General features: G+C 63.0%; 24 protein-coding genes and 1 pseudogene. 11 read left to right on the forward strand and 14 right to left on the reverse strand.

Annotated elements, in window-relative coordinates:
- Positions 1 to 48: 48 nt before the first annotated feature.
- The 9 genes from sctS to QX051_RS08625 all read right to left on the reverse strand — a co-directional run bounded on the left by sctS (position 49) and on the right by QX051_RS08625 (position 6529).
- The gene (gene sctS, locus QX051_RS08585; RefSeq protein WP_315715074.1) at positions 49 to 318 is read right to left on the reverse strand and encodes a type III secretion system export apparatus subunit SctS; all 270 of its coding nucleotides are present in this window, start codon (positions 316 to 318) and stop codon (positions 49 to 51) included.
- A gap of 24 nt (positions 319 to 342) precedes the next feature.
- On the reverse strand, positions 343 to 990 hold the full coding sequence (gene sctR, locus QX051_RS08590; protein ID WP_315775760.1) for a type III secretion system export apparatus subunit SctR: 648 nt from the start codon (positions 988 to 990) through the stop codon (positions 343 to 345).
- A gap of 9 nt (positions 991 to 999) precedes the next feature.
- Positions 1000 to 2067 (reverse strand): type III secretion system cytoplasmic ring protein SctQ, encoded by a 1068-nt coding sequence (gene sctQ / locus QX051_RS08595; RefSeq protein WP_315775761.1) that lies wholly within the window; start codon positions 2065 to 2067, stop codon positions 1000 to 1002.
- A complete protein-coding gene (locus QX051_RS08600; protein ID WP_315775762.1) occupies positions 2064 to 2516 on the reverse strand; it encodes a hypothetical protein in 453 nt (150 codons plus the stop codon). The genes sctQ and QX051_RS08600 overlap by 4 nt, the downstream gene beginning before the upstream one ends.
- A 32-nt stretch (positions 2517 to 2548) precedes the next feature.
- Positions 2549 to 3892 (reverse strand): FliI/YscN family ATPase, encoded by a 1344-nt coding sequence (locus QX051_RS08605; protein ID WP_409998077.1) that lies wholly within the window; start codon positions 3890 to 3892, stop codon positions 2549 to 2551.
- A complete protein-coding gene (sctL, locus tag QX051_RS08610; RefSeq protein ID WP_315775764.1) occupies positions 3892 to 4509 on the reverse strand; it encodes a type III secretion system stator protein SctL in 618 nt (205 codons plus the stop codon). Before sctL ends, QX051_RS08605 begins: the two co-directional genes overlap by 1 nt.
- Positions 4506 to 5168: a SctK family type III secretion system sorting platform protein gene (locus QX051_RS08615; RefSeq protein ID WP_315775765.1), complete on the reverse strand. Its 663-nt coding sequence runs from the start codon at positions 5166 to 5168 to the stop codon at positions 4506 to 4508. Before QX051_RS08615 ends, sctL begins: the two co-directional genes overlap by 4 nt.
- A 63-nt stretch (positions 5169 to 5231) precedes the next feature.
- Entirely contained in the window at positions 5232 to 6089 is an 858-nt protein-coding gene (sctJ, locus tag QX051_RS08620) for a type III secretion system inner membrane ring lipoprotein SctJ (RefSeq protein ID WP_315775766.1), read from the reverse strand.
- Positions 6090 to 6091: 2 nt separating this feature from the next.
- Positions 6092 to 6529 (reverse strand): hypothetical protein, encoded by a 438-nt coding sequence (locus QX051_RS08625; protein WP_315773265.1) that lies wholly within the window; start codon positions 6527 to 6529, stop codon positions 6092 to 6094.
- Between the two features lie 351 nt (positions 6530 to 6880).
- On the opposite strand from QX051_RS08625, the gene QX051_RS08630 reads away from it, so the two are divergent.
- The 8 genes from QX051_RS08630 to QX051_RS08665 all read left to right on the forward strand — a co-directional run bounded on the left by QX051_RS08630 (position 6881) and on the right by QX051_RS08665 (position 14857).
- Positions 6881 to 7468 (forward strand): nodulation protein NolW, encoded by a 588-nt coding sequence (locus QX051_RS08630; protein WP_315775767.1) that lies wholly within the window; start codon positions 6881 to 6883, stop codon positions 7466 to 7468.
- A 61-nt stretch (positions 7469 to 7529) separates the two neighbouring features.
- Complete coding sequence (locus tag QX051_RS08635) at positions 7530 to 7742, forward strand: hypothetical protein (protein WP_315715064.1); 213 nt, start codon at positions 7530 to 7532, stop codon at positions 7740 to 7742.
- A gap of 263 nt (positions 7743 to 8005) precedes the next feature.
- Entirely contained in the window at positions 8006 to 8521 is a 516-nt protein-coding gene (locus QX051_RS08640) for a hypothetical protein (protein WP_315775768.1), read from the forward strand.
- Between the two features lie 514 nt (positions 8522 to 9035).
- A complete protein-coding gene (locus tag QX051_RS08645; protein WP_315775769.1) occupies positions 9036 to 10025 on the forward strand; it encodes an FHA domain-containing protein in 990 nt (329 codons plus the stop codon).
- A gap of 69 nt (positions 10026 to 10094) precedes the next feature.
- A complete protein-coding gene (locus tag QX051_RS08650) occupies positions 10095 to 12095 on the forward strand; it encodes a flagellar biosynthesis protein FlhA (RefSeq protein ID WP_315775770.1) in 2001 nt (666 codons plus the stop codon).
- A gap of 76 nt (positions 12096 to 12171) precedes the next feature.
- On the forward strand, positions 12172 to 12864 hold the full coding sequence (locus QX051_RS08655) for a tetratricopeptide repeat protein (RefSeq protein WP_315775771.1): 693 nt from the start codon (positions 12172 to 12174) through the stop codon (positions 12862 to 12864).
- 59 nt (positions 12865 to 12923) lie between these two features.
- Positions 12924 to 14213 carry a type II and III secretion system protein family protein gene (locus tag QX051_RS08660; RefSeq protein WP_315775772.1) on the forward strand — a complete coding sequence of 430 codons (1290 nt, stop codon included), beginning with the start codon at positions 12924 to 12926 and terminating at the stop codon, positions 14211 to 14213.
- Between the two features lie 23 nt (positions 14214 to 14236).
- A complete protein-coding gene (locus QX051_RS08665) occupies positions 14237 to 14857 on the forward strand; it encodes a hypothetical protein (RefSeq protein WP_315775773.1) in 621 nt (206 codons plus the stop codon).
- A gap of 298 nt (positions 14858 to 15155) precedes the next feature.
- On the opposite strand, the pseudogene QX051_RS08670 reads toward QX051_RS08665, so the two are convergent.
- Positions 15156 to 15563, reverse strand: a pseudogene (locus tag QX051_RS08670) (integrase); the annotation flags it as partial.
- A 379-nt stretch (positions 15564 to 15942) separates the two neighbouring features.
- Between QX051_RS08670 and QX051_RS08675 the strand changes: the two are divergent.
- Complete coding sequence (locus QX051_RS08675; protein WP_315775774.1) at positions 15943 to 16452, forward strand: hypothetical protein; 510 nt, start codon at positions 15943 to 15945, stop codon at positions 16450 to 16452.
- A 13-nt stretch (positions 16453 to 16465) separates the two neighbouring features.
- Here QX051_RS08675 and QX051_RS08680 read toward each other — a convergent pair whose 3' ends face one another.
- The 4 genes from QX051_RS08680 to QX051_RS08695 form a co-directional block, all read right to left on the reverse strand.
- Positions 16466 to 17662 (reverse strand): acyl-CoA dehydrogenase family protein, encoded by a 1197-nt coding sequence (locus QX051_RS08680; RefSeq protein WP_315775775.1) that lies wholly within the window; start codon positions 17660 to 17662, stop codon positions 16466 to 16468.
- A 105-nt stretch (positions 17663 to 17767) separates the two neighbouring features.
- Positions 17768 to 18781, reverse strand: a complete 1014-nt coding sequence (locus tag QX051_RS08685) for a formamidase (protein ID WP_315775776.1) — start codon at positions 18779 to 18781, stop codon at positions 17768 to 17770.
- A 133-nt stretch (positions 18782 to 18914) separates the two neighbouring features.
- A complete protein-coding gene (locus QX051_RS08690) occupies positions 18915 to 19478 on the reverse strand; it encodes a TetR/AcrR family transcriptional regulator (RefSeq protein WP_315773272.1) in 564 nt (187 codons plus the stop codon).
- Positions 19479 to 19491: 13 nt separating this feature from the next.
- Positions 19492 to 19953, reverse strand: coding sequence for a nuclear transport factor 2 family protein (locus QX051_RS08695; protein WP_315773273.1), 462 nt, complete (start codon positions 19951 to 19953; stop codon positions 19492 to 19494).
- Positions 19954 to 20228: 275 nt separating this feature from the next.
- Here QX051_RS08695 and QX051_RS08700 point away from each other — a divergent pair, with 275 nt between their 5' ends.
- Both QX051_RS08700 and QX051_RS08705 read left to right on the forward strand, forming a co-directional pair.
- Positions 20229 to 21818: an ATP-binding protein gene (locus tag QX051_RS08700; RefSeq protein WP_315773274.1), complete on the forward strand. Its 1590-nt coding sequence runs from the start codon at positions 20229 to 20231 to the stop codon at positions 21816 to 21818.
- Between the two features lie 89 nt (positions 21819 to 21907).
- Positions 21908 to 22468 carry a hypothetical protein gene (locus tag QX051_RS08705; protein ID WP_315775777.1) on the forward strand — a complete coding sequence of 187 codons (561 nt, stop codon included), beginning with the start codon at positions 21908 to 21910 and terminating at the stop codon, positions 22466 to 22468.
- Positions 22469 to 22487: the final 19 nt, after the last annotated feature.

The following is a 22487-nucleotide window of genomic DNA, read 5'->3' on the forward strand; positions in this document are numbered from 1 at the left end:
CACTCCGCGTCGCCCATATCCCTCCGAGCACGATGAAGGGAAGGCCCGTCAACGCGTCAGTGCAGGAAAATCCGCAAGGATCTGATCGGCATATTGGATCAGCGGTGCCGCCAACACTGCGCCGAACACCGCCAGCGTGGCCACGACGGCAATCAGTTTGATCGTCTGCGGCAGCACCTGATCCTGAATCTGGGTTGCGGCCTGAAGAATTGAGACGAAGAGGCCAACAACCATCGCCACACCCAGGGGAGGCATGGCAAAGATGAGAACGACCGTCAGACCCCTGACCAGATGATCGACGATTGTCGCTTGGCCCATTGCTTCCCCTACCCATCTCGCAGGCTATCCGTAACTCAACACCAGGCCATGCATCAGCTTGGACCAGCCCTCGACCATCACGAACAAGAACAACTTGAATGGGACGGAGATCGTCGATGGCGGCACCATCGACATGCCAAGGGACATCAAAACCGCGGACACCACGAGATCAATCGCGATGAAGGGCAGATAGAGCAGGAAGCCGATCTCGAAGGCGCGCTTGAGCTCCGAGCTCATGAAGGAGGGAACGAGAATAACGAGATCTTCGCTCGATAGCTTGGCCCTGCTGCTATCGGGCCATAAGCTGCCGGTGGCAGTGACGAAAAACTCTCGCTCCGCGACCGTCGTGAACCGGCTCAGATGTTCGCGAATTGGCTGGCCTGCCCGCTCAGCAGCCTCTTTCCAGTCGGTAAAGGTTTGAAACTCGCTGGGACGATCATTGACGCGCTCATACACGGTCTGCACTAGCGGCGCGCTGACATAGGCCGTCAGAACCAGCGCAATGGCATAGAGCACGAGGTTTGGAGGCGTCTGCTGCACTCCCAGCGCGTTCCGGATCAGGAACAGGACCACGGCGATCTTGACGAACGATGTCATCGTCACGACGACAAAGATGACAAGGCCAAGTCCGGCGATGACCGCGAGAACAGCGAACAAATTGAACTGGGTCACGGCTTCAGCTCATTCGTGATTGAACAATCTGTTGATCCGCACGCCGATTGCCTCGCCGATCCTGACGATCTCGCCCTGCCCGATCCGCCGATTCCCCGCGTGAATCTCAATTGCATGTCGCGGATCCCGACCGAGATTGAAGACATAGCCCGGCGCGATCATGCGCAACTCGCCGAGAGGTATCTCGAGCTGGCCGATCTCAAATAGGAGCTTGATCTGGAGGTCGTCCAGGCTCACATCGTCTGCGCCTGTATCGACGCTTTCATGTGCCGTCATGTCCACAGCCGTCCAATGATGATGAAGATCGCCTCTGATCTGGTGCAACGTGTCCACCACTGTCGCGTCGCTTCCCTCGAAGCGGCATGAGGTGAGACGACGCTCGCCGAAGACGGCGGCGACGCGTCCATCCGGCATCGCGTGTTCGATGATCACGACGTCTCCCGGCCGTAAGCTCGCAAGCAAGCGGGCGCTGACGCGCGTAGCACCAAGCCGGAAGGCGGTGCAGATCGGAACTCCGGCGGCAGCAGGCGGACCCAATGCTTGAACTTGATTTGCCAAACGGGATTCGTATGGCTCTGGCAAAGACAGGTAAGCACTGAACGATCGTTCGCCAAACCTGCCGCGACACAGGATTCCGATCGAGTCCGGAACGCCGCCATCGAAGGAAGCATGCGTGAGGATGGCGGGGAGGCCGAGCGCCTCCTCGATTGCATCAAGTATGGCGGCGCAGGCGAACTCGATCAGAAGCAGCAGATCTGGCTCGGCGAGCGTCGTTCGAGGCGGACCATCAATCGCCTGCAGCGTTGCATCGATCACCTCTACAGGCAGACTTACGGCGCATGGATCACCGCCGATCGTAAAATGCAGACGACACGCCGGCCGGCTCGAAACGCCCGAGGAGGCGCCCGAGAAGGAAATCCGCAGCGGCAGACCCGCCAACTCGCAGGTGAGTTCAGCCAGTCGCCGACACCAACGACGGGCACGTAGAACATCAGCAATGGATAGCACGTCCGGATGAAATTCGGTGATCTCACCGTCAGGCGCTCCGCGCCCGCGAGCGGGGAATGGCGCGTTCATGCTTGCCGCCCCGCCGCCCTGCCGTCCGAATTAGCCATCTCCTCTAGCAACGTCTCACGGCTCTCGCGACGGCGACGTGATTGCTGCGATAACTCATCCCACTTGCGACGCCTCCGATGAGCCTTCACGAATTCGAGGCGTAGACCCTGAACTTCGTTACGCGCCTGGTCGAGCGTACGGATGCTCGCAAGGCGCTGCTCGGCAAGCGCCATTGCCAGCGACTCGAGGCGCCTGAGTTGCGCGTCAAGTTGGGTGATCTCCCGCGCGGAAATTGGACGCCCTACCATCTGCTGGTAGATCTGACGTTCGCGTGCGCCACGCGCCGCTGCTTGCAACGCAACCGCATGATTGATCTGCGTCAATTCTGCAGCCGCTTCGACCTGTGCCTCCACGCCGCGCTGAAGCGCGGAATTCGCCCGCCGCTCCCTCTCTCCGAGAACGATCCGCATCCTGCGTATGCGCGTGAGCAGTGGATCGTACCTCATGACGCGAGCTGCTCGAGTTGATGGATCGTGCGATCCCACGGAACGGCCTCGCCGAGGCCCTGCCGCAGAAAGGACTTGATAGCATCCTGCTTGGCGATCGCCTCATCGGCGATCGGATCGGTTCCGGCCTTGTACTCCCCAACCTGCAGCAGGAACTCAAGCTCTGCATAGCGAGCTATGAGTTCACGCACCCTCCTGGCTGCAGAGCGATGACGGCTCGTCACGACCTGATCCATGACGCGGCTGAGGCTGGACACGATATCAATCGCAGGGAAATGCGCCGACTGTGCGAGCTTAGGTGACAACGCGATGTGCCCGTCCAGAATGCTGCGCGTCTCCTCCGCGATCGGATCCGCGGTACCATCCCCCTCAACCAGCACGGTGTAAAATGCAGTGATTGAGCCGGTGACTCCGGGACCGGACCGCTCGAGCAACTCGGGCAATGCCGCAAACACCGACGGCGGAAAGCCCCGGCGCGTCGGCGGCTCGCCCGCGGCCAGTCCGATCTCACGCAATGCCCTCGCAAAGCGAGTGACACTGTCCTGCACCAGGAGCACGCGTGCGTTGCAATCCCGGAAGTACTCCGCGATCGTCACGGCGACATAGGCAGCCGTGACGCGCTCCGTCGGCGGCCGGTCGGAGGTTGCGACAATCACGACTGATCGCGCCCGAGCCGCTCCGGCCAGGCAGCGCTCGACCATTTCTCGAACTTCGCGCCCACGCTCGCCAATCAGTGCGACAACGCAGACGTCGACGTCCGCGTTCTGGACGATCTGGGCGACAAGCGACGATTTGCCCGCGCCGGGTTCGCCATAGATGCCGATCCGCTGCCCCTCGCCGCAGCTGAGCAGACCATCGATCGCCCGGATGCCAAGTGACAAAGGGCCGTCAACGAGCCGCCGTGCCAAGGGCGCCGGCGCAGCTCCGCGGACTCGTCGAATCTGGTCGAACTCGGGCCATCCTCGTTCCTGAACGTCGAGAGGGCGCCCGAGCCCGTCGACGACGCGGCCGAGCAGCGCTGGCCCAACCATGATGCCGAGGGCCTGCCTTGTCGAGACGACTTCCGTTCTTGTTGAGAGACCCGCCACGTCTCCGAGAGGCGTCAGCAACGCGACACCGCCTTCGATGCCCACGATCTCGGCCTGCAGATCAGCCGAGGCATGGGCAGAACGGAGCAAACAGATATCGCCAACACGCGCATCGGGAACGATCGCCCTGATGAGGGCCCCCGACACCTGAACCACGCGCCCTCGGATCGGGCGCAGTTGCGAACGGCCTGCAGCTTCACGCAACTGCGGCAGGATTCGCGCGAGTCGGTGCGTGGCAGAGCCTGCCGGCATCATGGCTCCACCCCCTCGAAACCGGCACGCAGCGCCAAGGCGAGCTGCTCCAGTTGAGCGTCAACGGAAACATCGATCTGCCCGAACTCGCTCCAAAGCATACAGCGCCCCGGCGCAAACTGCGGGTCCGACACGATGGTGAGCTGGTCGGCCCCATCCTCCAGCAGCGTGGCCACTCGTACACGGATGGACTCCATCTCCTGCGGCGCAGTCATCAGCACGAGGGCCGTACCGGAATGCATCTCTTCGAGTGCTCTGGTGATGGCGCGCGCGGCGAGATCGTCCGGCTCAAAACCTCCGAGGATCTCCCTGATGATCTCGACGACGAGCGTGATAAGTTCGTCTTGCAGTTCGGCGACGAAATCATCAACCGTGACCTTCGTTTCCGCAATCAGGCGGGCCGCCTCCTCAACTCCCGCGAGACGACCATCCTCGAAGCCTCTCATGCGCTGCTCTTCGAACGCGAGCCGGGCCTGCGCGGCGATCTGCTCGCATTGCCGCCGGGCGTCGGCAAGAGAGGCAGCCGCGGAAAACCAGGTCTCCGCCTCTTCGGCTCGAACCACGGGTCCGAGCGGATGGAACGTGCCGGCAGGCTTGTCACTCTCGGGGGCTTTCACGGCACCATCCCATCGGCTAGAACGCGATCAACAATCTCCGGACCAAGCTGTTGGTGTCGCCGCGAGACCGAGGAGCCCAGCGGCGAGTCAATCGGAAATCGAAGAAGGATGCGGCTGCGCAGGGTGGCGGGGAGTCGCCAGATTGCGGCATTGAGACATTGCATCCCATCACCTCGGATGACGTCCGCAAGCGCAGATGGATTCGGGGGGCGATCGGGTTTAGGCGACAGATCGATATTGGCGAGCGCGACCTTGTGGAGTCGGGAATCGAATTCTCCGAGATGCTCCCGGAGCGTAGTCTTGAGGACCGTGGAACGAATTGCGTGGGCATGCCAAACACCGCCGGCCAGCTCACCGACGCGGCATAGCTGCTCGCAGTCGAGAAGCGCAATGCGACTGCGCGTGTCAGCGACGTCGGCTGCTGTGCAGCAATCAAGCTCATAATGCACAACGATCCGCTCTGAGATATCTCGGTGGAGTCGGTCGCAGGCGAGTATCCGTGCGGCAAGCCCGGGCGAAACGCCCGGTACGCACGCGAGAAATCGCTCAACGTGGATGTAGCGTGCCGGTAATCGGCAAAACGTGTCCATATCGATCACCGGCCGATGCCCCACCGGCGCGCCGGGTTCGCAGCCGCCGCCGACCTTCGGATCACGCAAACCAAGGGATGCTCCAGGTTGCACAAGCCTACTCATTTGCCGGCCACGCCCACTTCAATCGCACTAGGATACGACACGCAGCGGATCACGCGCCGGCCTTCGCGCCTCCCGACGCGGCGCGTTGCGTTGCGCATATCCCACGCGTGCCCGGCGCCAGAGCTGGAAGATTCCGATCGATCCCAGCAGCCCCGCCCCTACCGCGGCTGACACCTGCAGGATGAGCGGACCGTCACGCAGGGCAGATCCGTCGTGAGATAGAACGGATGCCGTCGTCTCGATCGACGTGGAAGGGCTGACTTCGACGGGATCCGAACTGCCACGCACGAAAACCACGGCCACCCTGTCGTACGTCAGTCCTTCGACACTGTTGGCAATGAGGGTCTTGATCTGCGGTAGGAGCACGGCGATTTCGGCGCGCGCGTCATGCTTGATGAACACCGATGCCGCCGACGACGGAACCTGATCGTGACGCAACGGGTCTATCTTAGGCAGCACCACGTGGACTCGGGCAGAGATGACTCCGTCGATCTCCATGATCGTCCTTGCCAACTCTTGATTGAGCGCGTGGATCAACCTGACTCGCTCCTCTGTGGGTGACGACACCAGACCATTGCTTGAGAATATGCTGCCCATGTCTTCGAACTTCGCATGCGGCAACCCGGACGCATTCAGCAGCGTCACAGCGTCGGCAAATCGCTCCTGTTCGACCCTGACAGTATTGCTACCGTCCTTTGCCTGGAGTCGGTCGGCGGCGATGCCGTTGCGCAGCAGAAGGGCTATCATCAGATTAGCCTCCTTCTCGCTCAAGCGGCTATAGAGCTCACCCTTGCAACCGCTCAGCATGAACGCCAAGCCCAGCACCAGCGCCAAATTCAATCCGCGCCCTCGAGCGGCCAGCCATTGTTTGCCGCAACCGACCATTCTCATTGTCCCTTCAAGAACGTGTTGAAGATTCGGGTCGACTCGGTCGAGATTTTCGACATCAGCGTCGCCTCAATGGCAAACGAGAATGCGTGCTCCAGCATTTGCAGGGCCTGACGGCCCGCGTCTGGCTTGTCCGCTCCCAGGGCCGCTCCGCCAATGTTGGAAGATGCTGGACCGGATGCCGCCGGCTCCGGCATGAGATTGAGCTCGGGCGCGGCATTGCGCTGGACCCGCTCGTACGAGCTCTCCATCCACTCCATCACCTTGCCGCCGAGTTGGTCGACGGCGTGCTCAGGCTCCATAGGCAGTTTAGTGACCGATCTATGCAGAGCGTCCTGAAACGACTGCTGGGCGGCTGCTCCGGGCTCAACGGCTCCGAAACTGACACCAACTGTTCCGGAAGCTGTGACGCCACCCAACGGCGCAACCGTCGTCATGTCGCCGCTCCATGCCGTCTCAGGACTCCCCGTGCCTTCGCCATTGCTCACTCCAAACAAATAATGACTCACAAGGACAGCCGGGCCATGGCTTGCACAACAGATCAGACAGAGCTTTGCACAGCACCCGGCGGGGCAGAGCATAATATTTTCCTAATATATTCTCCGACGCACCCGCGACCGCTGTGATTGAATGAGACGAGCTGATAGCAACAAGTACATGTGAGTCTGCTCGTGGGTACGCGCGATCAACTACACGATTGCCACGATTGTTCCGCGACAAGGTCGCACGAAGGCCACGTTTTTCCATGCGACCATTTGGCATCTCGGGTTCTGGTCCCATTGCGCAGCGTGGCTGCGATCGCGACCGTCTGCCTGACGCTCTCGGCGACTGCAATCTACACCACGTCCGCAGACGCGGGTGAACCTGCTTGGCCGACCGAGTCCTACAGGTACACCATCGTCGACCAAGACCTTGGCAACGTTCTTCAGGAATTCGGACGGAATACCGGCCTGCGGTTAGAGGTGAGCCCGGACGTACGGGGACGTGTGCGCGGGCCTCTGCCTGAACTCAAGGCCAGAGAATTCATCGAGCATCTATCCCGGAACTACGGACTCGACTGGTATTTCGACGGCTTCCGGATTTATGTCACCAGCAACAAGGAAGCTTCGAGCAGGCTCGTTCAACTCGGTGCCGTGCCGCTCCAGCGTCTCGAAGCCGCACTTCGCGATCTCGCGCTCTCCGACGCGCGATTCTCACTCAGATCCATCAAGCAGGCCGACATGGCCCTGGTCTCGGGTCCCCCGCAATACATCCAAGCGGTGGAGCGTACGCTCGCAGCACTGCAGCCTCGAGCTGACCAGCCATCGTCAGTCACCGTCTATCGCGGGGAGCACGTCCAAGTGGTCAAGCTCAACGCCCCAGGCGACGTGCCATGACGCAAATCAACGGGTTCGCAAGTCCTGCCAGATCGACCGGACGGATCAAAGGAGTGTCAGAATGGCCGTAGAAGCATCGAGCATGACGACCGCGACGGCAAGCGCCCCGAGCAGCAGCGAGGCAGTCTCGGCTGAGGATCAAGCAAAGTTCGAGGAGGCGTTTCTCAGCGCAATGCCGCAGGCGGCCGCGTTCATGCTCATGACTGTTGCTCAGGACGGTATTCAGGAGATGGCATCCGTCGGCGACGAGAATAGTGCAACCCCGGATCCGTGACGGAGCATGCCGACCGACGCCTCGTTAGACCCTTTGCTCAGAACAAGACAGATAAGACATCGGATCGCAAACAAGGAGAGAGTTGCATGTCTAGGGTCAGCTCCCACGCATCATCCTCACGTGAAGCTCACACCGGTCACATGATGGGTCCGCACGGACACGCGTCGTCCTGGCCCGGCTTTGCAGGATTTCAGCCCACGCCCGGCGGGTCGTCAGCTCATCCGGCTCATCGCTGTGATGCGGGGGATTGGTGGCAGTCGTCGATGCCGCCCGCTTCGCAGCAGCAAGATCCGCGGACGTCTTCCATAGCATCGGACGTTCTTGGATTGGTCGCGGACGCAAAGACACCTGCAGACAAGGCGGCTCTGATCTCGGCGGCCATCAGCATCCTGAGGGGCGGACCGGGCCAGTGCGACGCACGGAACAACGGCCGCGTTGCCAAGATCCTTGGTGACCTGACCCATCAGATCACGAATTCCACTGGGCCCAGCGATCCCGCCAAAGGTCAGCTGCTCGACGGGATCGCGAAGATCCTGAAGCAACTCGTGTCCGGCCCATCCCATCAACCCGGCGCGAACAGCTCGATACTCAAGACGCTGAATCAGCTCGTCAGCCAAGTCTCAGAGGCAAAGGGCCTTGACCAAGCGACGAAGAACAACATCCTCGACAAGCTTTCCTCGATCATTCTGCAACTCGCGGATTCAAGCTCGGGATCGCCATGCGACCGCTCCGCGGGACACCTCTCGGCCGACAACCATATCACCGACAGAGCTGAGTAAAGCAACGCGGCCTCATTCTCGCAACGCGACGAGGGCGATGAGACCAGGACGTTGAAGGAAGCCGCGAGAGGCGCACCTCGCAAGGTGCGCCTCGGGACGGGATCCAGGCCGCCGCTTCAGCCGAGAGGTGATCAGCGTGGACAACGCTAACGATCACTTCCCGGCTGGAGGGCATTCCCCGACAGCCCAATCCTCAACGCAACACAAACATAGAGAGATAAAGCGATGTCCCACTCAACAGGCTCCGTTTCTTCGACGACGTCATCGAACTCGAGCATCGATAGCGCGATCGCGAAGATGAAGAGTGCCTTCGACGAAGCGATCAAGACGAATGCCGAGATCACGACCAAGAAGACGCACTGGGGATCGATCGAGACGGTCGCGCAGCAGCGCCCGAACGTCGGCTGATCCGGCGATCGCCCTCGGACAGCTACCAACCGCTTACGGCACGGGGCGTTCGTACCGAGCGCTCCGCTGCCAACATGGCTGCTAGGTCCTGATGGAGAGGCAGAGAATGCCGGCATCACCGTCCCCATTCGAACTCACGATCCGATCGGGCCTTCATGCCGGCGTCCGGCAAGAACTCGACGCCGGGACCTATCTGGTGGGTCACTCGATGGACGCCGATGTCGTTCTCATGGATGACTGTCTGGCTCCTTTGCACGCGCGGTTCGCGCTAGAGGCGGACTGTTGCGAAATCGAAGGCACCGCGGATAATGTTCTGCTGAACGGCACCCTGCTCGGTGCCGGAGAAGCACGGATCAGTCGTTATCCGGCCGATGTCGTTCTGAATGGAATTCAGCTCCGCTGCACCCGCAAGCGCAGAACGACCCGCTATACCTTCTTGAGGTATGGACTCGGCACCGCCGCGATCCTGGTCTGTCTAGCCCTGCTTCTGCAGGGATTTCCCGCTGGTGCGGACAAGGTGCCCGGCGATGGCGGCTATGCCACAGCTGAGCGGCTGAGATTCCCCCGCTGCGACTCCGACTGTTCGACGAAATATCCGAGCAGGCACGCGCCCAATTCGCCCGCCCCCACCCTTACCCCCGCATTACTGCCCGGCCAAGACAGAACGGGACGGGCCGGCGCGGAGCCCGGCGCGCCGGTGGCGGATTTGAACGGCGCGGCGGACGCGCTGCGCCAGCGATTGCTGACTGCAGGCCTCACGACCGTCGAGATTGTCAGCGACTCAAACGCCATCACGGCGAGAGGAAACATTGAACCCGCGGCGTTAGGCAAGTGGCGCGACATTGAGCGATGGTTCGACGGCACGTTCGGCATTGCCATCGTGTTGACGAGCCAGGTTGAGGCGAAATCTGTAAAGCGTAGCGCCCCTTTGACCGTTCAGGCGATTTGGGCCGGAAATGGGCCGTATGTCATTGATGGACGCGGTCAGAAACTGTTCGCAGGCGCCGTTATCAGCGAAGGGTGGATCGTCGATCGAATCGAACAAGACCGGGTCGTATTGCGTCGCGGCGCAGACCTGCTCGCGGTGAGCTTGTAAGACCATGCCGCTCTGCGTTTCGATCAATGTGACGAAGGTTTCGATCCCGCTCGGATGGAACCGCAGACTATGACGGCCATTGTCGAGAGCTTGACCCGCTGGTCGAACGACAAGCGCGAGCTTCTCGTCGTCATCCTGATCGTCACCACGATCATGGCGATGATCCTGCCGATTCCGACGGCGCTCGTCGACGTCATGGTGTCCGTCAACATCGGCGCGTCGATTCTGTTGCTGATGGTGGCGTTCTACTTGAACGCCGCGGTCGAATTCTCCGCACTTCCGGCAATCATTCTCATATCCACGGTGTTCCGGCTCTCGATTTCCATCACCATTACGCGCCTAGTGCTCAGCCAGGCCGATGCCGGATCCATCGTTCAGACCTTTGGCGAGTTCGTCGTTTCCAGCAACGTCGTGGTTGGGCTCGTGGTGTTCCTGATCATCACGATCGTCCAGTTCGTCGTCATCACCAAAGGATCTGAACGGGTCGCCGAAGTTGCCGCCCGATTCACGCTCGATGCGCTGCCGGGTAAGCAGATGAGCATCGATGCCGACCTTCGCAATGGCGACATCAATCAGGCCGAGGCCCGGCGCCGCCGACGCCGGCTGGAGCGCGAGAGCCAGCTCTACGGAGCGATGGACGGCGCCATGAAGTTCGTCAAAGGTGATGCGATCGCCGGTCTCATCATCATCGCCGTCAACCTCGTTGGCGGCATCGTTGTCGGCACCGTGCAGCATAGGCTGCGTATCAGCGAAGCGATCCAGCTCTACTCGTTGTTGACGATCGGCGACGGCCTGGTCTCCCAAGTCCCGGCGCTGTTCGTGTCGATGGCGGCGGGAACGGTCGTGACCCGGGTTGCGACAGAAGCGCCGAGCAATCTTGGTTCCGAGATCATGGAACAGATCACGTCGCAGCCGCAATCCCTGCAACTGGCCGGTCTCATGATGCTCGGGCTGGCGTTCGTACCGGGTTTTCCGGCGCCGATTTTCCTCTTTATGGCCACCGTGTTCGGCGGCTCCGGCGTTGCGATGCTCTTGGCTCGGCGGCGCGCACAACGAACCTCCGGCACGGCGCAACGGTCCGACCCGTCAGAGCCCGCGAGAAGTTCGCGGATCGCTATCCCGGCGGCCAAGTCTGCACCGATCATGATCCTCGCGGAAGCCGCCTTGTGCGATGAACTGCGGGGAGCCGGTATTCATGATCGGATCAGGCGGACACGACAGGACGTGGCAGACTGGCTCGGATGCGCCTGTCCAGGGGCGGCAGTCGACGAAAGCAGCGACCTGGCGCCCGGTCATTTCAGGATCGAGCTGCATGGCGTGCCTCTTCTGCTCTCGTCCGGTGAACTGGATCAGCCGGCAGCCCGAACGGCGGGGGGACCGGCCATCTCCGCAGTCGATGCCGAGCTGCGGCGCGTTCTTGTCCGCTATGCGCCAGAGTTCCTCGGCATACAGGAGACCAAGCGCCTGCTCAACCAGTTAGAGGCTGACTACGCCGACTTGGTGCGCGAGGCCTTGCGTGTGGTCCCTACACAGCGCATCACCGATGTCCTTCGCCGGCTGCTCGACGAGCGGGTCTCCATCCGCAATCTGCGGCTGATTCTTGAGACGCTGGCCGAGTGGGGAATGCGGGAGCAGAGCAGCGTCATGCTGGTCGAGCACGTGCGGCTGGCGCTGCGCCGGCAGATCTGCTTCGAAAGCTCAGGCTTTGATCGGACCTTGCGCTGCTTCGTGCTTGATCGACAGACAGAGGAAGCGATCCGAACGGCCGTGCACGCCCTCGATGAAAACGCTCAGACGTCTCTCGATCCTGCCGTCAGCACGCGCCTGCTTGATGCGTTGACCCGGCAGCTTGCCGACGTCGATCATCTTGCCGCATCGCCGAGTATTGTACTGGCCTCCGCCGACCTGCGCCGGGTGGTCTGGACGCTGCTTGCGCCGTCCGGTCTCAATGTGGTCGTGCTCTCCTATCAGGAAATCTCAAAGGACTTTCGGGTCGAGCCGATCGCCGTCCTTGGATTGGATGAATCACGCGAGCAGACTGAACCTTCCCCGATCCCGGCGATGCAATGAACCAGTCAACCCGCGACGACACCTGCGAGGTTTCGAGACCTGAACTATAAGACAGTGCAATATCTGTAGGAAGTACATGCGTAGCTCTGAAGGCCGGGAAACCGCGTTCAACAACCATCTGAAACCAAGTGCCGGTGTTTGCAGGCGAATGGCGCTGGCTGGCAGCATCGCCGGTCTGCTCTGCGCCTGTTCGTCGCTGAGCCCAGACATTGGCGGACCGGTGCCGACGCCCGCGACCGCACGCGCCTCGGTCGAGGGCCGCAATCTCCCGGCCTCCACGGCAGCCGCAGAAGCTCCCGCCAACCAAGTCGCCGGGATGGAAGACAAGGACGATCGAATCAGAAAAGCGCGAAGCGAGCTCGCCAGACATCAAGCCGAGCCCGCCCTGGCAATCTTTACCAGCGTGCTCGCCTCGGACCCCGAGAACATTCCGGCGCTCAACGGCCTCGGAGTGGCTCTCGACATGCTCGGCCGCCATGACGAAGCTCAGACAGCCTATCGTCAGGTGCTCGCAATCGCTCCCGCCGACATGATCGCAAGCAACAATCTGGGCCTGTCGCTTACCTTGACGGGCCGGTACGCCGACGCGATGACGGTTCTGCGGCCGATCGCGCTCGGTGAGAGCGCCTCGCCTCGTGCACGCCAGAACCTCGTGATCGCTATGGCGCTGAGCGGAGATCGCGATGGCGCCGCCAAGCTTGCGCGGGTCGACCTTCGGGAAGAGGACGTGAGGCTCAATCTCGAGATGCTCTCGGCGATGCGGCGCTGACGATGGGACCGTTTCGAATTTCGCCATCCGCCTGGCTGACCTCGATCGTGGTGATCCTTATGATGCTGGTTCATTGCGCGCCGGCGTCATCCAACGCGCGGCAACAGGTGCGGATCTACGCGTCTCAGGGCGAGATGCTGACTTTGCCCCGTCCGGCTTCCAAGGTCTTCGTCGCCGAGCCGGCTGTTGCGGACGTCCAGGTCGCGGCCGCCAACCGCGTCTTCGTTTTCGGCAAAAAGCCCGGCCGTACGACGCTCTTCGCGCTCGACGAATCCGGCGCGACCGTCGCGACGTTCCGGATTGCGATTGCCTATGACGAGAGTGATCTACGGCAGCTGCTGCGAGCTCAATTCGCAGACCTCGACGTCAGGCTGTCGCGGACGCCGCGCGGCGCGGTGCTGAGCGGGCTGGTGCCCAACGCCGACATCGCCGAGAAGGTCCGCTCCACCTGCGCGCAGTTCCTCGGCGAGGACGAGGTGCTGCTCAATCAGTTGAAGATCGGCGGTAGCACGCAGGTGAACCTGCGGGTCCGTATTGCCGAAGTCTCGCGCAACGCGGTGAAGCAACTCGGCGTCAACTGGGAGGCCGCAGGCTCGGCCGGTGGCTTCAGCTTTGGGCTCTCGTCGGCGGCCTCAGGCAGGATCAATACGCCAGCGAACGGCAGCTACAGCGTGACTGCCATCGTGGATGCGCTCGCTCAGGAGGGACTGGTTTCAATCCTGGCAGAACCGACGCTCACCGCTGTTTCGGGTCAGAAGGCGAACTTCCTGGCAGGCGGCGAATTTCCGATCCCCGTCGCCCAAGGGCTGGACCGCATCTCGATCGACTTTCGTCGCTACGGCGTGGGACTGGAGTTCACACCGACGGTGCTCTCCGATCGTCTGGTCAACCTGCAGGTCAAGCCCGAGGTCAGCGAGCTCTCGAACGAAGGCGCCCTGATCATGAACGGCGCCCGCGTCCCGAGCCTGATTACCCGGCGGGCGGAGACCACAGTCGAGCTCGGCAGCGGGGAGAGCTTCGTAATCGCCGGACTGCTGCAGAACAAGTTCAACACCGGCCTGGACATGTTGCCGGGGCTGGGCGACCTGCCGGTACTGGGGGCTCTGTTCAGGTCGACACAGTTCCGGAAGAACGAATCCGAACTGATCATCATCGTCACGCCGACAATCGTTCGCCCGATCAGCGAATCGGCACGCATACCTGTCCCAACCGACTTCGTCGGGCCACCTTCCGAGCTGGAGCGCATCATATTCGGCCGTCTCGGAACGACCCGCCCCGGGGCAGGCCCGATCGAGGTGCCGGTGCCGGGCCGGAGATTGCGTGGCGATGCCGGCTTCCTGATCGAATGACGGTCCTCCAAGGAGCGATAAACATGGCACCGATCAGAAGCGGCCTCGCCATCGCCCTCGCGGTGCTGGCTGCAGGCTGCGCTGTGGACCGGACGGCACCGCCACCGCAGCTCGCAGGTGAGACCGTTCATTACGTCTACGATGTACCTGCAGGACGCTGTTCTACGGCGAGTTCCGGCGTCGAACACTTCGTGGCCGCGACGGCGAATGGCCGCCCTGAAAGCGTCCGTGCCTGGATCGAAGGACCGCCGGGGCCATGCACGGCGGCGATCGAGCATTCCATCATCCGAGCCGGCGTGGATCGCTCCCACGTCAGGCATGACGTTGCCTCGGCAATGCACCACGCGACGCGTGTTCACATCGATCGCCTGCTCATCAGCTCCGTTCGCTGCCATCTGTCGGATGGCTTCAATCGCGGCATCTTCGCCGACAATACTGCCGATCCGGCCCTCGGCTGCAGCACGGCTGCGGCCCTTGGCGGCATGGTTGCGGATCCGGAGGATCTTCAAGCCGGAAAAGGACGCAGCCGCGCGGAAGGGGAACCGGCCACCCGCGCGGTCGCGAATTTGCGCGGGGAGCAACCAACCCGTGCCGAACCAACCGGCGAGGACCACCCGCAGACCACGGCTCATCCCGCGCAATGATTGTTCAAGCCGGAGAGCTCAGCCGTCGCCATTCCGACCTGGAGAGACCTCAGCGTCGCACGTTGCTCAAGGATAAAGCGGAGGCGATGGTGCCGTTGATCCGCAGATTTCTTGATCGCAAAGCCCTCGGAGAGCTCAAATATTTTCCTGCGAAAGAGGTCGGGGGCGAAGTATCCAGAGGAGGTACGCCTCCGACTTCCACGTGAAGACGCGGTCGGGTTCGAGACAGCGGATCTCGACGTCGCAGCGTCACGGCGCGCTGGCTCAGCTGCCAAGTTGTACGTGTTGGATTATGCGGCTAAGTCGCTCTCTCCCTCGGTCTCTTCGAGTTCACTGCACGAAGAAGCCTCTGTAGGAAGCGGACGAGAGCGGCTTTTCGAGAACTTCGGTCCAAAGCATGCGCCGTTTGGTTAAACTCCGTTCCGTCAAGGAGGCCTTGAATGTAGCCAGAGATTGTGTCTGCCGCCATGATGAGCGCGGTATCAAGCATAGGGATGTACTTGCTGGTCACCGAACCTTTGGCATGTCCCACGTGCGCAGCAATGGTTACCTCGGTAAAGCCGAGGTCGTTGGCGATACTCGCGAAGCTATGGCGTAGAACGTGCAGGGTGATGTCCCATAGCGGGGAGTGTTCAAAGATGTGCTTCCATTGATTTGGGAAGCTGCCGAACGCATTGTCATCCCCTTCCCCCGGGAACACGTATATGCAGGAAGTATCTTTTCGCTGGCGCGAGCATTCTGATCGTCGCGTGCCACCATCGCAGCAGCCCTGGGGCGGCATGAAGATGTGCCGCGTCGAACCATCTCGATCTTCACGGCCTGGAGCAGCGGCGATGGCGCAACGCTGCGCTCAGAACCATAGCGCAGACTTCAGTGCGCGCGGCGAGAGGTTGATCGGCGCGCCGCAGTCCTGCAAGAAAGCGACACGATGACGACCTCGCCCTTGATCCTGCCGGACGCTGCCGAGGGACGCTGGCTCCTGGTCGTGGTCGGTCGTCTCGATGGAACGTCGCTCCCCCCAAAGGACTCTTTTTCGAGCCGGCTACATAGATGACATCGGCTTTTGCAGCGGCCTGGATCGGGCTTTGACGCAGCGACCGCCGCGCCACGACATCGTCCCTTACGATCACATGTGTTCGGACCGCTCCTTCTTTTTTCGGCCGGACGAGAGCGGCAGCTCACTGGGCAGCGTCGAGGTGAAGGAGGCACCGGTCTACGATCAGTACATGCGAGGCGACATCGACTTCACGGGCTTCAGGGTGACCATCTCGCTACGAGAGCAGGCCTACCAAGCCTATCTGAGTCATGTCGGCTTGATGCGGCAACCTGAGCTGCGCGATCGCGAGTCCTGGGATGGCCGCCTTCTCTTCCGCATCCCCTCGCGTCCTTTCGCGTTTCCCATGCCGCGCAGAAACTCCGATCCGTGGACGTTCGGAAAACGGGTGGTCGACCCATTGCAGGTGATCGCTCGGTTCGCCTTCGACGAGATCGAAATCCAACTGCTGCGTGACGACCGAGGCCGCCGCGTGACCATGGGCGAGGCTGCGTGCGACAGGGATCCCGGCTGGCAGGCGCCCTTGCGTCTGCGGGCCTGACGCGCAGCGCGCCTCAGCCACGCACCACGCCGGCCCGCGACTTCAGGAACTCGCGCGCGACGATCAGCTTCTGCACTTCGGTCGCGCCTTCGTAGATGCGCAGCGCGCGGATCTCGCGGTAGAGGCTCTCCACGATCTCGCCCTTGCGGACGCCGCGGCCGCCGAACATCTGCAAGGCGCGGTCGATGACGCGCTGGGCGGTCTCGGTGGCGGCGAGCTTGGCCATCGCCGCCTCGCGCGTGGTCGGCAGCTTCTGCACGTCGCGGCGCCAGGCCGCGCGGTAGGTCAGCAGCGCCGCGGCATCGGTCTCGGTCGCCATGTCGCCGAATGCGGCCTGCGTCATCTGCAGGTCGGCCAGCGCGCCGCCGAAGATCTGCCGGCTCGAGGCATGCGCCTGCGCCTCGTCGAGCGCGCGGCGACCGAAGCCGAGGGCCGCAGCCGCCACCGAGGCACGGAAGATGTCGAGCGTCTGCATCGCCAGCTTGAAGCCGCCGCCGGGCGCGCCGAGCCGGCGGCTGGCCGGGATGCGGCAATTCTGCAGGCGGAGCGTCGCCAGGGGATGCGGTGCGATCACCTCGATGCGCTCGGCCACGGAGAAGCCGGGGTCGTCCGGGAAAACGACGAAGGCGGAGATGCCGCGTGCGCCGGGCGCCTCGGCGGTGCGGGCGAACAGCGTGTAGACGTCGGCGATGCCGCCATTGGAGATCCAGGTTTTCTCGCCATCGAGCACGTAAGTATCGCCGTCCAGCCGCGCCGCGCAGGCCATCGCGGCGACGTCGGAGCCCGCCTCCTTCTCGGACAGCGCGAAGGCCGCGAGCCACTCGCCGGAGCGCACCTTGGGCAGCACGCTGGCACGCAGCTCCGGCGAGCCGCCGAGCGCGATCGCGCCGGAGCCGAGGCCCTGCATGGCGAAGGCGAAATCGGCGAGGCCGTCGGCATAAGCGAGCGTTTCGCGCGACAGGCAGATTGCGCGCGAGTCGATCGCGGTAGCGTCCGCGTCCGGCGCGACGACCGCGCTGTCGAGCAGCCCGGCTGAGCCGAGCGCACGCACGATCTTGCGGCAGGCGGAATCGACGTCACTGTGATCGACATCGTCGAGGCTGCCCGAGCCGACGAAGCGATCGAGCGCCTCGCACAGCCGATGATGCCGCGGCTCGAAGAACGGCCAGTCGAGCCAATCGCGCGGGATCACCTTGGCCGATGCACTCATGATGGACCTGTCCGCCAGATTATTTTAAGTATAAAATAATTGGCAATCGATCGGCTTGTCAAGGTTCCGGCAGCGTCATCCGCGACCCGCCGCGTCCGGTGCGCTTCACTCCGCCGCCTTGCCGAGCTTGCCGAACACGCGCGTCGGCGCCGGGAAGCCGCAGGACGTGCCGTCGGTGATCTTGACCTGATCCTCCCACGGCAATCGATAGGTGCCGGCGACCATGTCGTGCATGAAGGTGTAAGGGCAGTCCATCGCGCCGCCTTTCACCGCGACATAGCCGCGGTGCCAGAGCTGATAGATGTTGTTCTCGACGCCCCAGTTGATGCGGGCCTCGCGCACGAGATCGGGGCGCACCTCGGCGGTGATGATCTCGTCGGGCCGCCCCGTCGTGCCGTGCGCGAGAATGCTGCCGTCGAAATTGACGATCATGCCTTCGCCCATGGAATCGAACGAGCCATCGGAGCCGCACATGCAGACATTGGCGGTGACCATCAGGTTCTGGAACGCGTTGGCCTGGTTGGTGAAGCGCCAGCTGTCGCGGATCGGCGCGGTGTAGCCGGCGGTGCGGATCATGATCTCGGCGCCCTTGTAGGCGCATTCCCGCGCCATCTCCGGGAACATGCCGTCATGGCAGATGATGAGTGCGATCTTGGCGCCACGCGGTCCCTCGATCACGGGGATGCCGAGATCGCCGGGCTCCCATGGCTCGACCGGAATCCACGGATGGAGCTTGCGGTAATACAGCTTGATGTCGCCGTGGTCGTCGATGATCAGACCCGAATTGTAGGGGTTGCCGTCGGGGTTGTGCTCCATGATGGAGAAGCAGCCCCAGATCCTGTTGTCGATGCAGGCCTGCCTGAAGGCTGCGACCTCAGGCCCGTCGCGCCGGCACATGATCTCCGGATTGGAGTCCATCGACAGGCCGTGCAGCGAGTACTCGGGGAAGACGACGAGATCCATGGTGCCGAGATTGCGCCGGGCCTTGCCGACCATCCAGACGATCTTCTCGGTCTGCCGCGCGAGGTCCTCTTTTGTCGCGACCACGGGAAGCTGAAGCTGCACCAGCCCGATGACCACGCCGTTGTCGGATTTGTTGAGACCACCTAAGCCGTTCATGCCGGACCTCCCAGAATGTCGCCGCTGCGCGAGACGTTGCCCAAGACAACCACGATTTCACGAGAGCCGCGCGCCGATATTTCAGCCCGCGATTTGCCGCTTGCGGAGGCATACCCCGCCGGCGTTTCGGGAGTCAGATGACAGATGATCGTTGCAGGCGCGCTTGGAACCGGGTTAGCGCGCGGCCGAAAACGGCCGCATCACCGGTCGCGCGCGCCAGCACCAGTGCGCCCTGGATGCCGAGCACCACCTCCTCGGCGCTATCGGCGGCCCGCGCCGCCGGCCAGCCGCCGCGGACCAGCGCCTCGCGCAAGGCCTCGATCCAGCGCGTGAAGTAGCTGGCGATGGCGGCCGCGAAACGATCCCGCGTCTCGTCGAGCGCAAACGCCCCGACCAGGCAGACGCGGCGGCCGGAGCGGAAGTAGTCGTCGACGCCGCGCCACATCCGCGGGATCGACTGCTCCGGCGGATCATTGCGCAGCGGCGCATAGATCTCGCGCTCGAACCAGGCGTCGACATGCGCCAGCACCGCGCGCCCCATCTCGTCCTTCCCGCCTGGAAAGAAGTGATAGAGGCTGCCTTTGCCCAGTCCCGTCGTCTCGGTGATCCGGCTGAGCGAGGTGCCCTCGAAGCCGAACTCGCGGAACACCTCGGCGATCAGCGGGATGACGTCGGCGCGCTCGTTGAGCGTCCGCATGGCTCTGCCTGCTTCAAAGTCCCAATTCGGTCAGGCCGGGATGATCGTCCGGCCGGCGCCCGAGAGGCCAGTGGAATTTGCGATCGTCCGCCTTGATCGGCAGGTCATTGATGCAGGCGTAGCGGCGCTGCATCAGCCCCTGCCCATCGAACTCCCAGTTCTCATTGCCATAGGAGCGAAACCAGTTGCCGCTGTCGTCGTGCCACTCATAGGCGAAGCGCACCGCGATCCGGTCGTCGCTATGGGCCCAGATCTCCTTGATCAGGCGGTAGTCGAGCTCCTTGGCCCATTTGCGGGTGAGGAAGGCGACGATCTCGGCACGGCCGGTGATGAACTCGGCGCGATTCCGCCACCGGCTGTCGGGCGTGTAGACCAGCGACACGCGCTCGGGGTCGCGGCTGTTCCAGCCATCCTCGGCCATGCGCACCTTCTGGGTCGCGGTCTGCAGCGTAAACGGCGGGGCGAGAGTGCTCACGGGACATCTCCTTGTGTACCAACTCGCATACTCTGTACTGATTGGTACAGATCGTCAAGCCGCTTATGTCGAACGGAGCGCCCGACACAAGCTCGGCCGTACGCAATCCGCGTCAACGCGCGAAGCCTATGCCTGCGGTGCCCCTCTACCGAATGCGCGCGCCGCGACAGTCAGAACCCTTGTGTGCTCAGCGGAAATTCGATGTTCTGCTAAGGGAACCGACCGCGCCGCGGGGGCGACACGGTCCGCCGGCTACACTTTTGAGGATATCGGACATGTCGATGCTCACGCCGCATGGCGAGTGCCTGCTGTGGACACCTGAGCTGATCTGGGTGAACACGGTGTCCGACATCCTCATCTCGTTCGCCTTCTTCACCATCGCGTTTGTGCTCGCCTTCATCGTCTATCGCCGCCGCGACTTTCAGTTCAGCTACATCTTCTGGGCCTTCGCGCTGTGGGTGTCCGTCTGCGGGATGACACGACTGATCGAGGTGCTCACGATCTGGGTTCCGGCCTACAGCCTGGAGGCAGCCACCAAGGGCTTCCTGGCCTTCATGTCGATCGGCATCGCCTCGGCGCTGCTGCTGATGCTGCCGCGGGTGCTGACGATGCCGTCCCGCGCCGAGCTGCGGAACGCCTATGCGCAGCTCGAGGAGGAGACGCGGCAGCGGCGCACCGCCGAAGCCATGGTCAAGCGCTTCCAGGAGATCGAGGCCACTGAGGCGCAGGTGCGGCAGGCACAGAAGATGGAAGCGATCGGTCAGCTCACCGGCGGCGTCGCCCACGACTTCAACAACATCCTGACCGTGATCACCGGCACCATCGAGATCCTGGCCGACGCGGTGAAGGACCGTCCGCAGCTGGTGCAGATCACCAGCCTGATCAACTCGGCGGCCGCCCGCGGCGCCGATCTCACCCGCCATCTGCTGGCCTTCGCCCGGCGCCAGCCGCTGCAGCCGCGCAGCGTCGACATCAACGGCATGGTGGTCGACACCGCCCGCCTGCTGCGCCGGACGCTCGGCGAGCAGATCGAGATCGAATCCATGCTGGCGCACGATTCGGCGCCGGCCATGATCGACCCCAGCCAGCTGTCGACCGCGATCCTGAACCTCGCGCTGAACGCGCGCGATGCCATGCCGGACGGCGGCAAGCTGACCCTCGAAACCAAGAACGTCCTGCTCGACGCCGCCTATGCGCGCATGAACCCGGAGGTGATCCCCGGCAACTACGTCATGATCGCGGTCAGCGACACCGGGGAGGGCATCCCCGCCAACCTGCTCGACAAGGTGTTCGAGCCGTTCTTCACCACCAAGGATGTCGGCAAGGGCGTCGGCCTCGGGCTGAGCATGGTCTACGGCTTCGTCAAGCAGTCCAACGGACACATCAAGATCTACAGCGAGCCGGGGCACGGCACCTCGGTCAAGCTGTACCTGCCGCAGGCCAATACCGATGCGGATGCGGCACTATCAACCGTCAGCGCCGAGGGCATGGAGCGCGGCGACGAGACGATCCTGATCGTCGAGGACGATTCGCTGGTGCGCGAATATGTCATCGCCCAGATCAAGCGGCTCGGCTACACCACGCTCGCGGCCAGCAAGGCCGACGAGGCGCTCGCCCTGATCGATAGTCCGGTCCGCATCGACCTTTTGTTCACCGACATCATCATGCCCGGCGGCATGAACGGCCGCCAGCTCGCGATCGAGGCGCTGAAGCGGCGTCCCAGCCTCAAGGTGCTGTACACGTCCGGCTATACGGAGAACGCGATCGTTCACCACGGCCGCCTCGATGCCGGCCTGCTGCTGCTCACCAAGCCGTATCAGAGCGCCGATCTCGCACGCATGCTGCGGACCGCACTGAACTCTTGACCGTGCGATGCGCGACGCATGATCCGGCTTGCGGGCACGCGCGTTTCCGGGCGGTGATGCGCACCTTCTTGCGGAGCTGAGGGACTTGAATGGCCGAGATGTTTTCACGCGGGCTGGCCGCCGTGCAGGCCTATGCGTCGGCCGATGACCCGCAGTCCGACATCGCCGCCAAGGTCGCGTTGGTCATCGTCTCCAACCAGCCGTTCTATCCGCTCTATCTCCATGCCACCGTGGGCACGGCGGCGTGGCCGGCCTGGCTGACGCTGCTCACGGCGCCATTGTTCGCCAGCGCGCCTATGCTCGCGCGGCGCAATCCGTTCGCCGGCCGCGCCCTGATGGTCCTGACCGGCACGGTCAACACGGTGTTCTCCGTCAAGCTGTTCGGCGTGCAGAGCGGCGTCGAGCTGTTCTTGCTGCCTTGCGCCCTGCTCGGCGCGCTGCTGTTCCGGCCAGCGGAACGCCTGATGTCGTTGCCTTTGTTGGGACTGCCATTCGTGTCCTATCTGCTGATCGATCCCCGCCTTGGCGAGCCGCTGATGAAGGTCGCCGACTCCAATTTCGCGTCGCTCGTCGCGATCAACGCGACCAGCGTCGGCGCGCTGACGGCCCTGATCGGGATCCTCGCTGCCGCACGCATGGCGGCGCAGTAAGGCGCAGCAAGCCCACCTC

Source organism: Bradyrhizobium sp. SZCCHNR1053 (assembly GCF_032381235.1).
Lineage (GTDB): Bacteria > Pseudomonadota > Alphaproteobacteria > Rhizobiales > Xanthobacteraceae > Bradyrhizobium.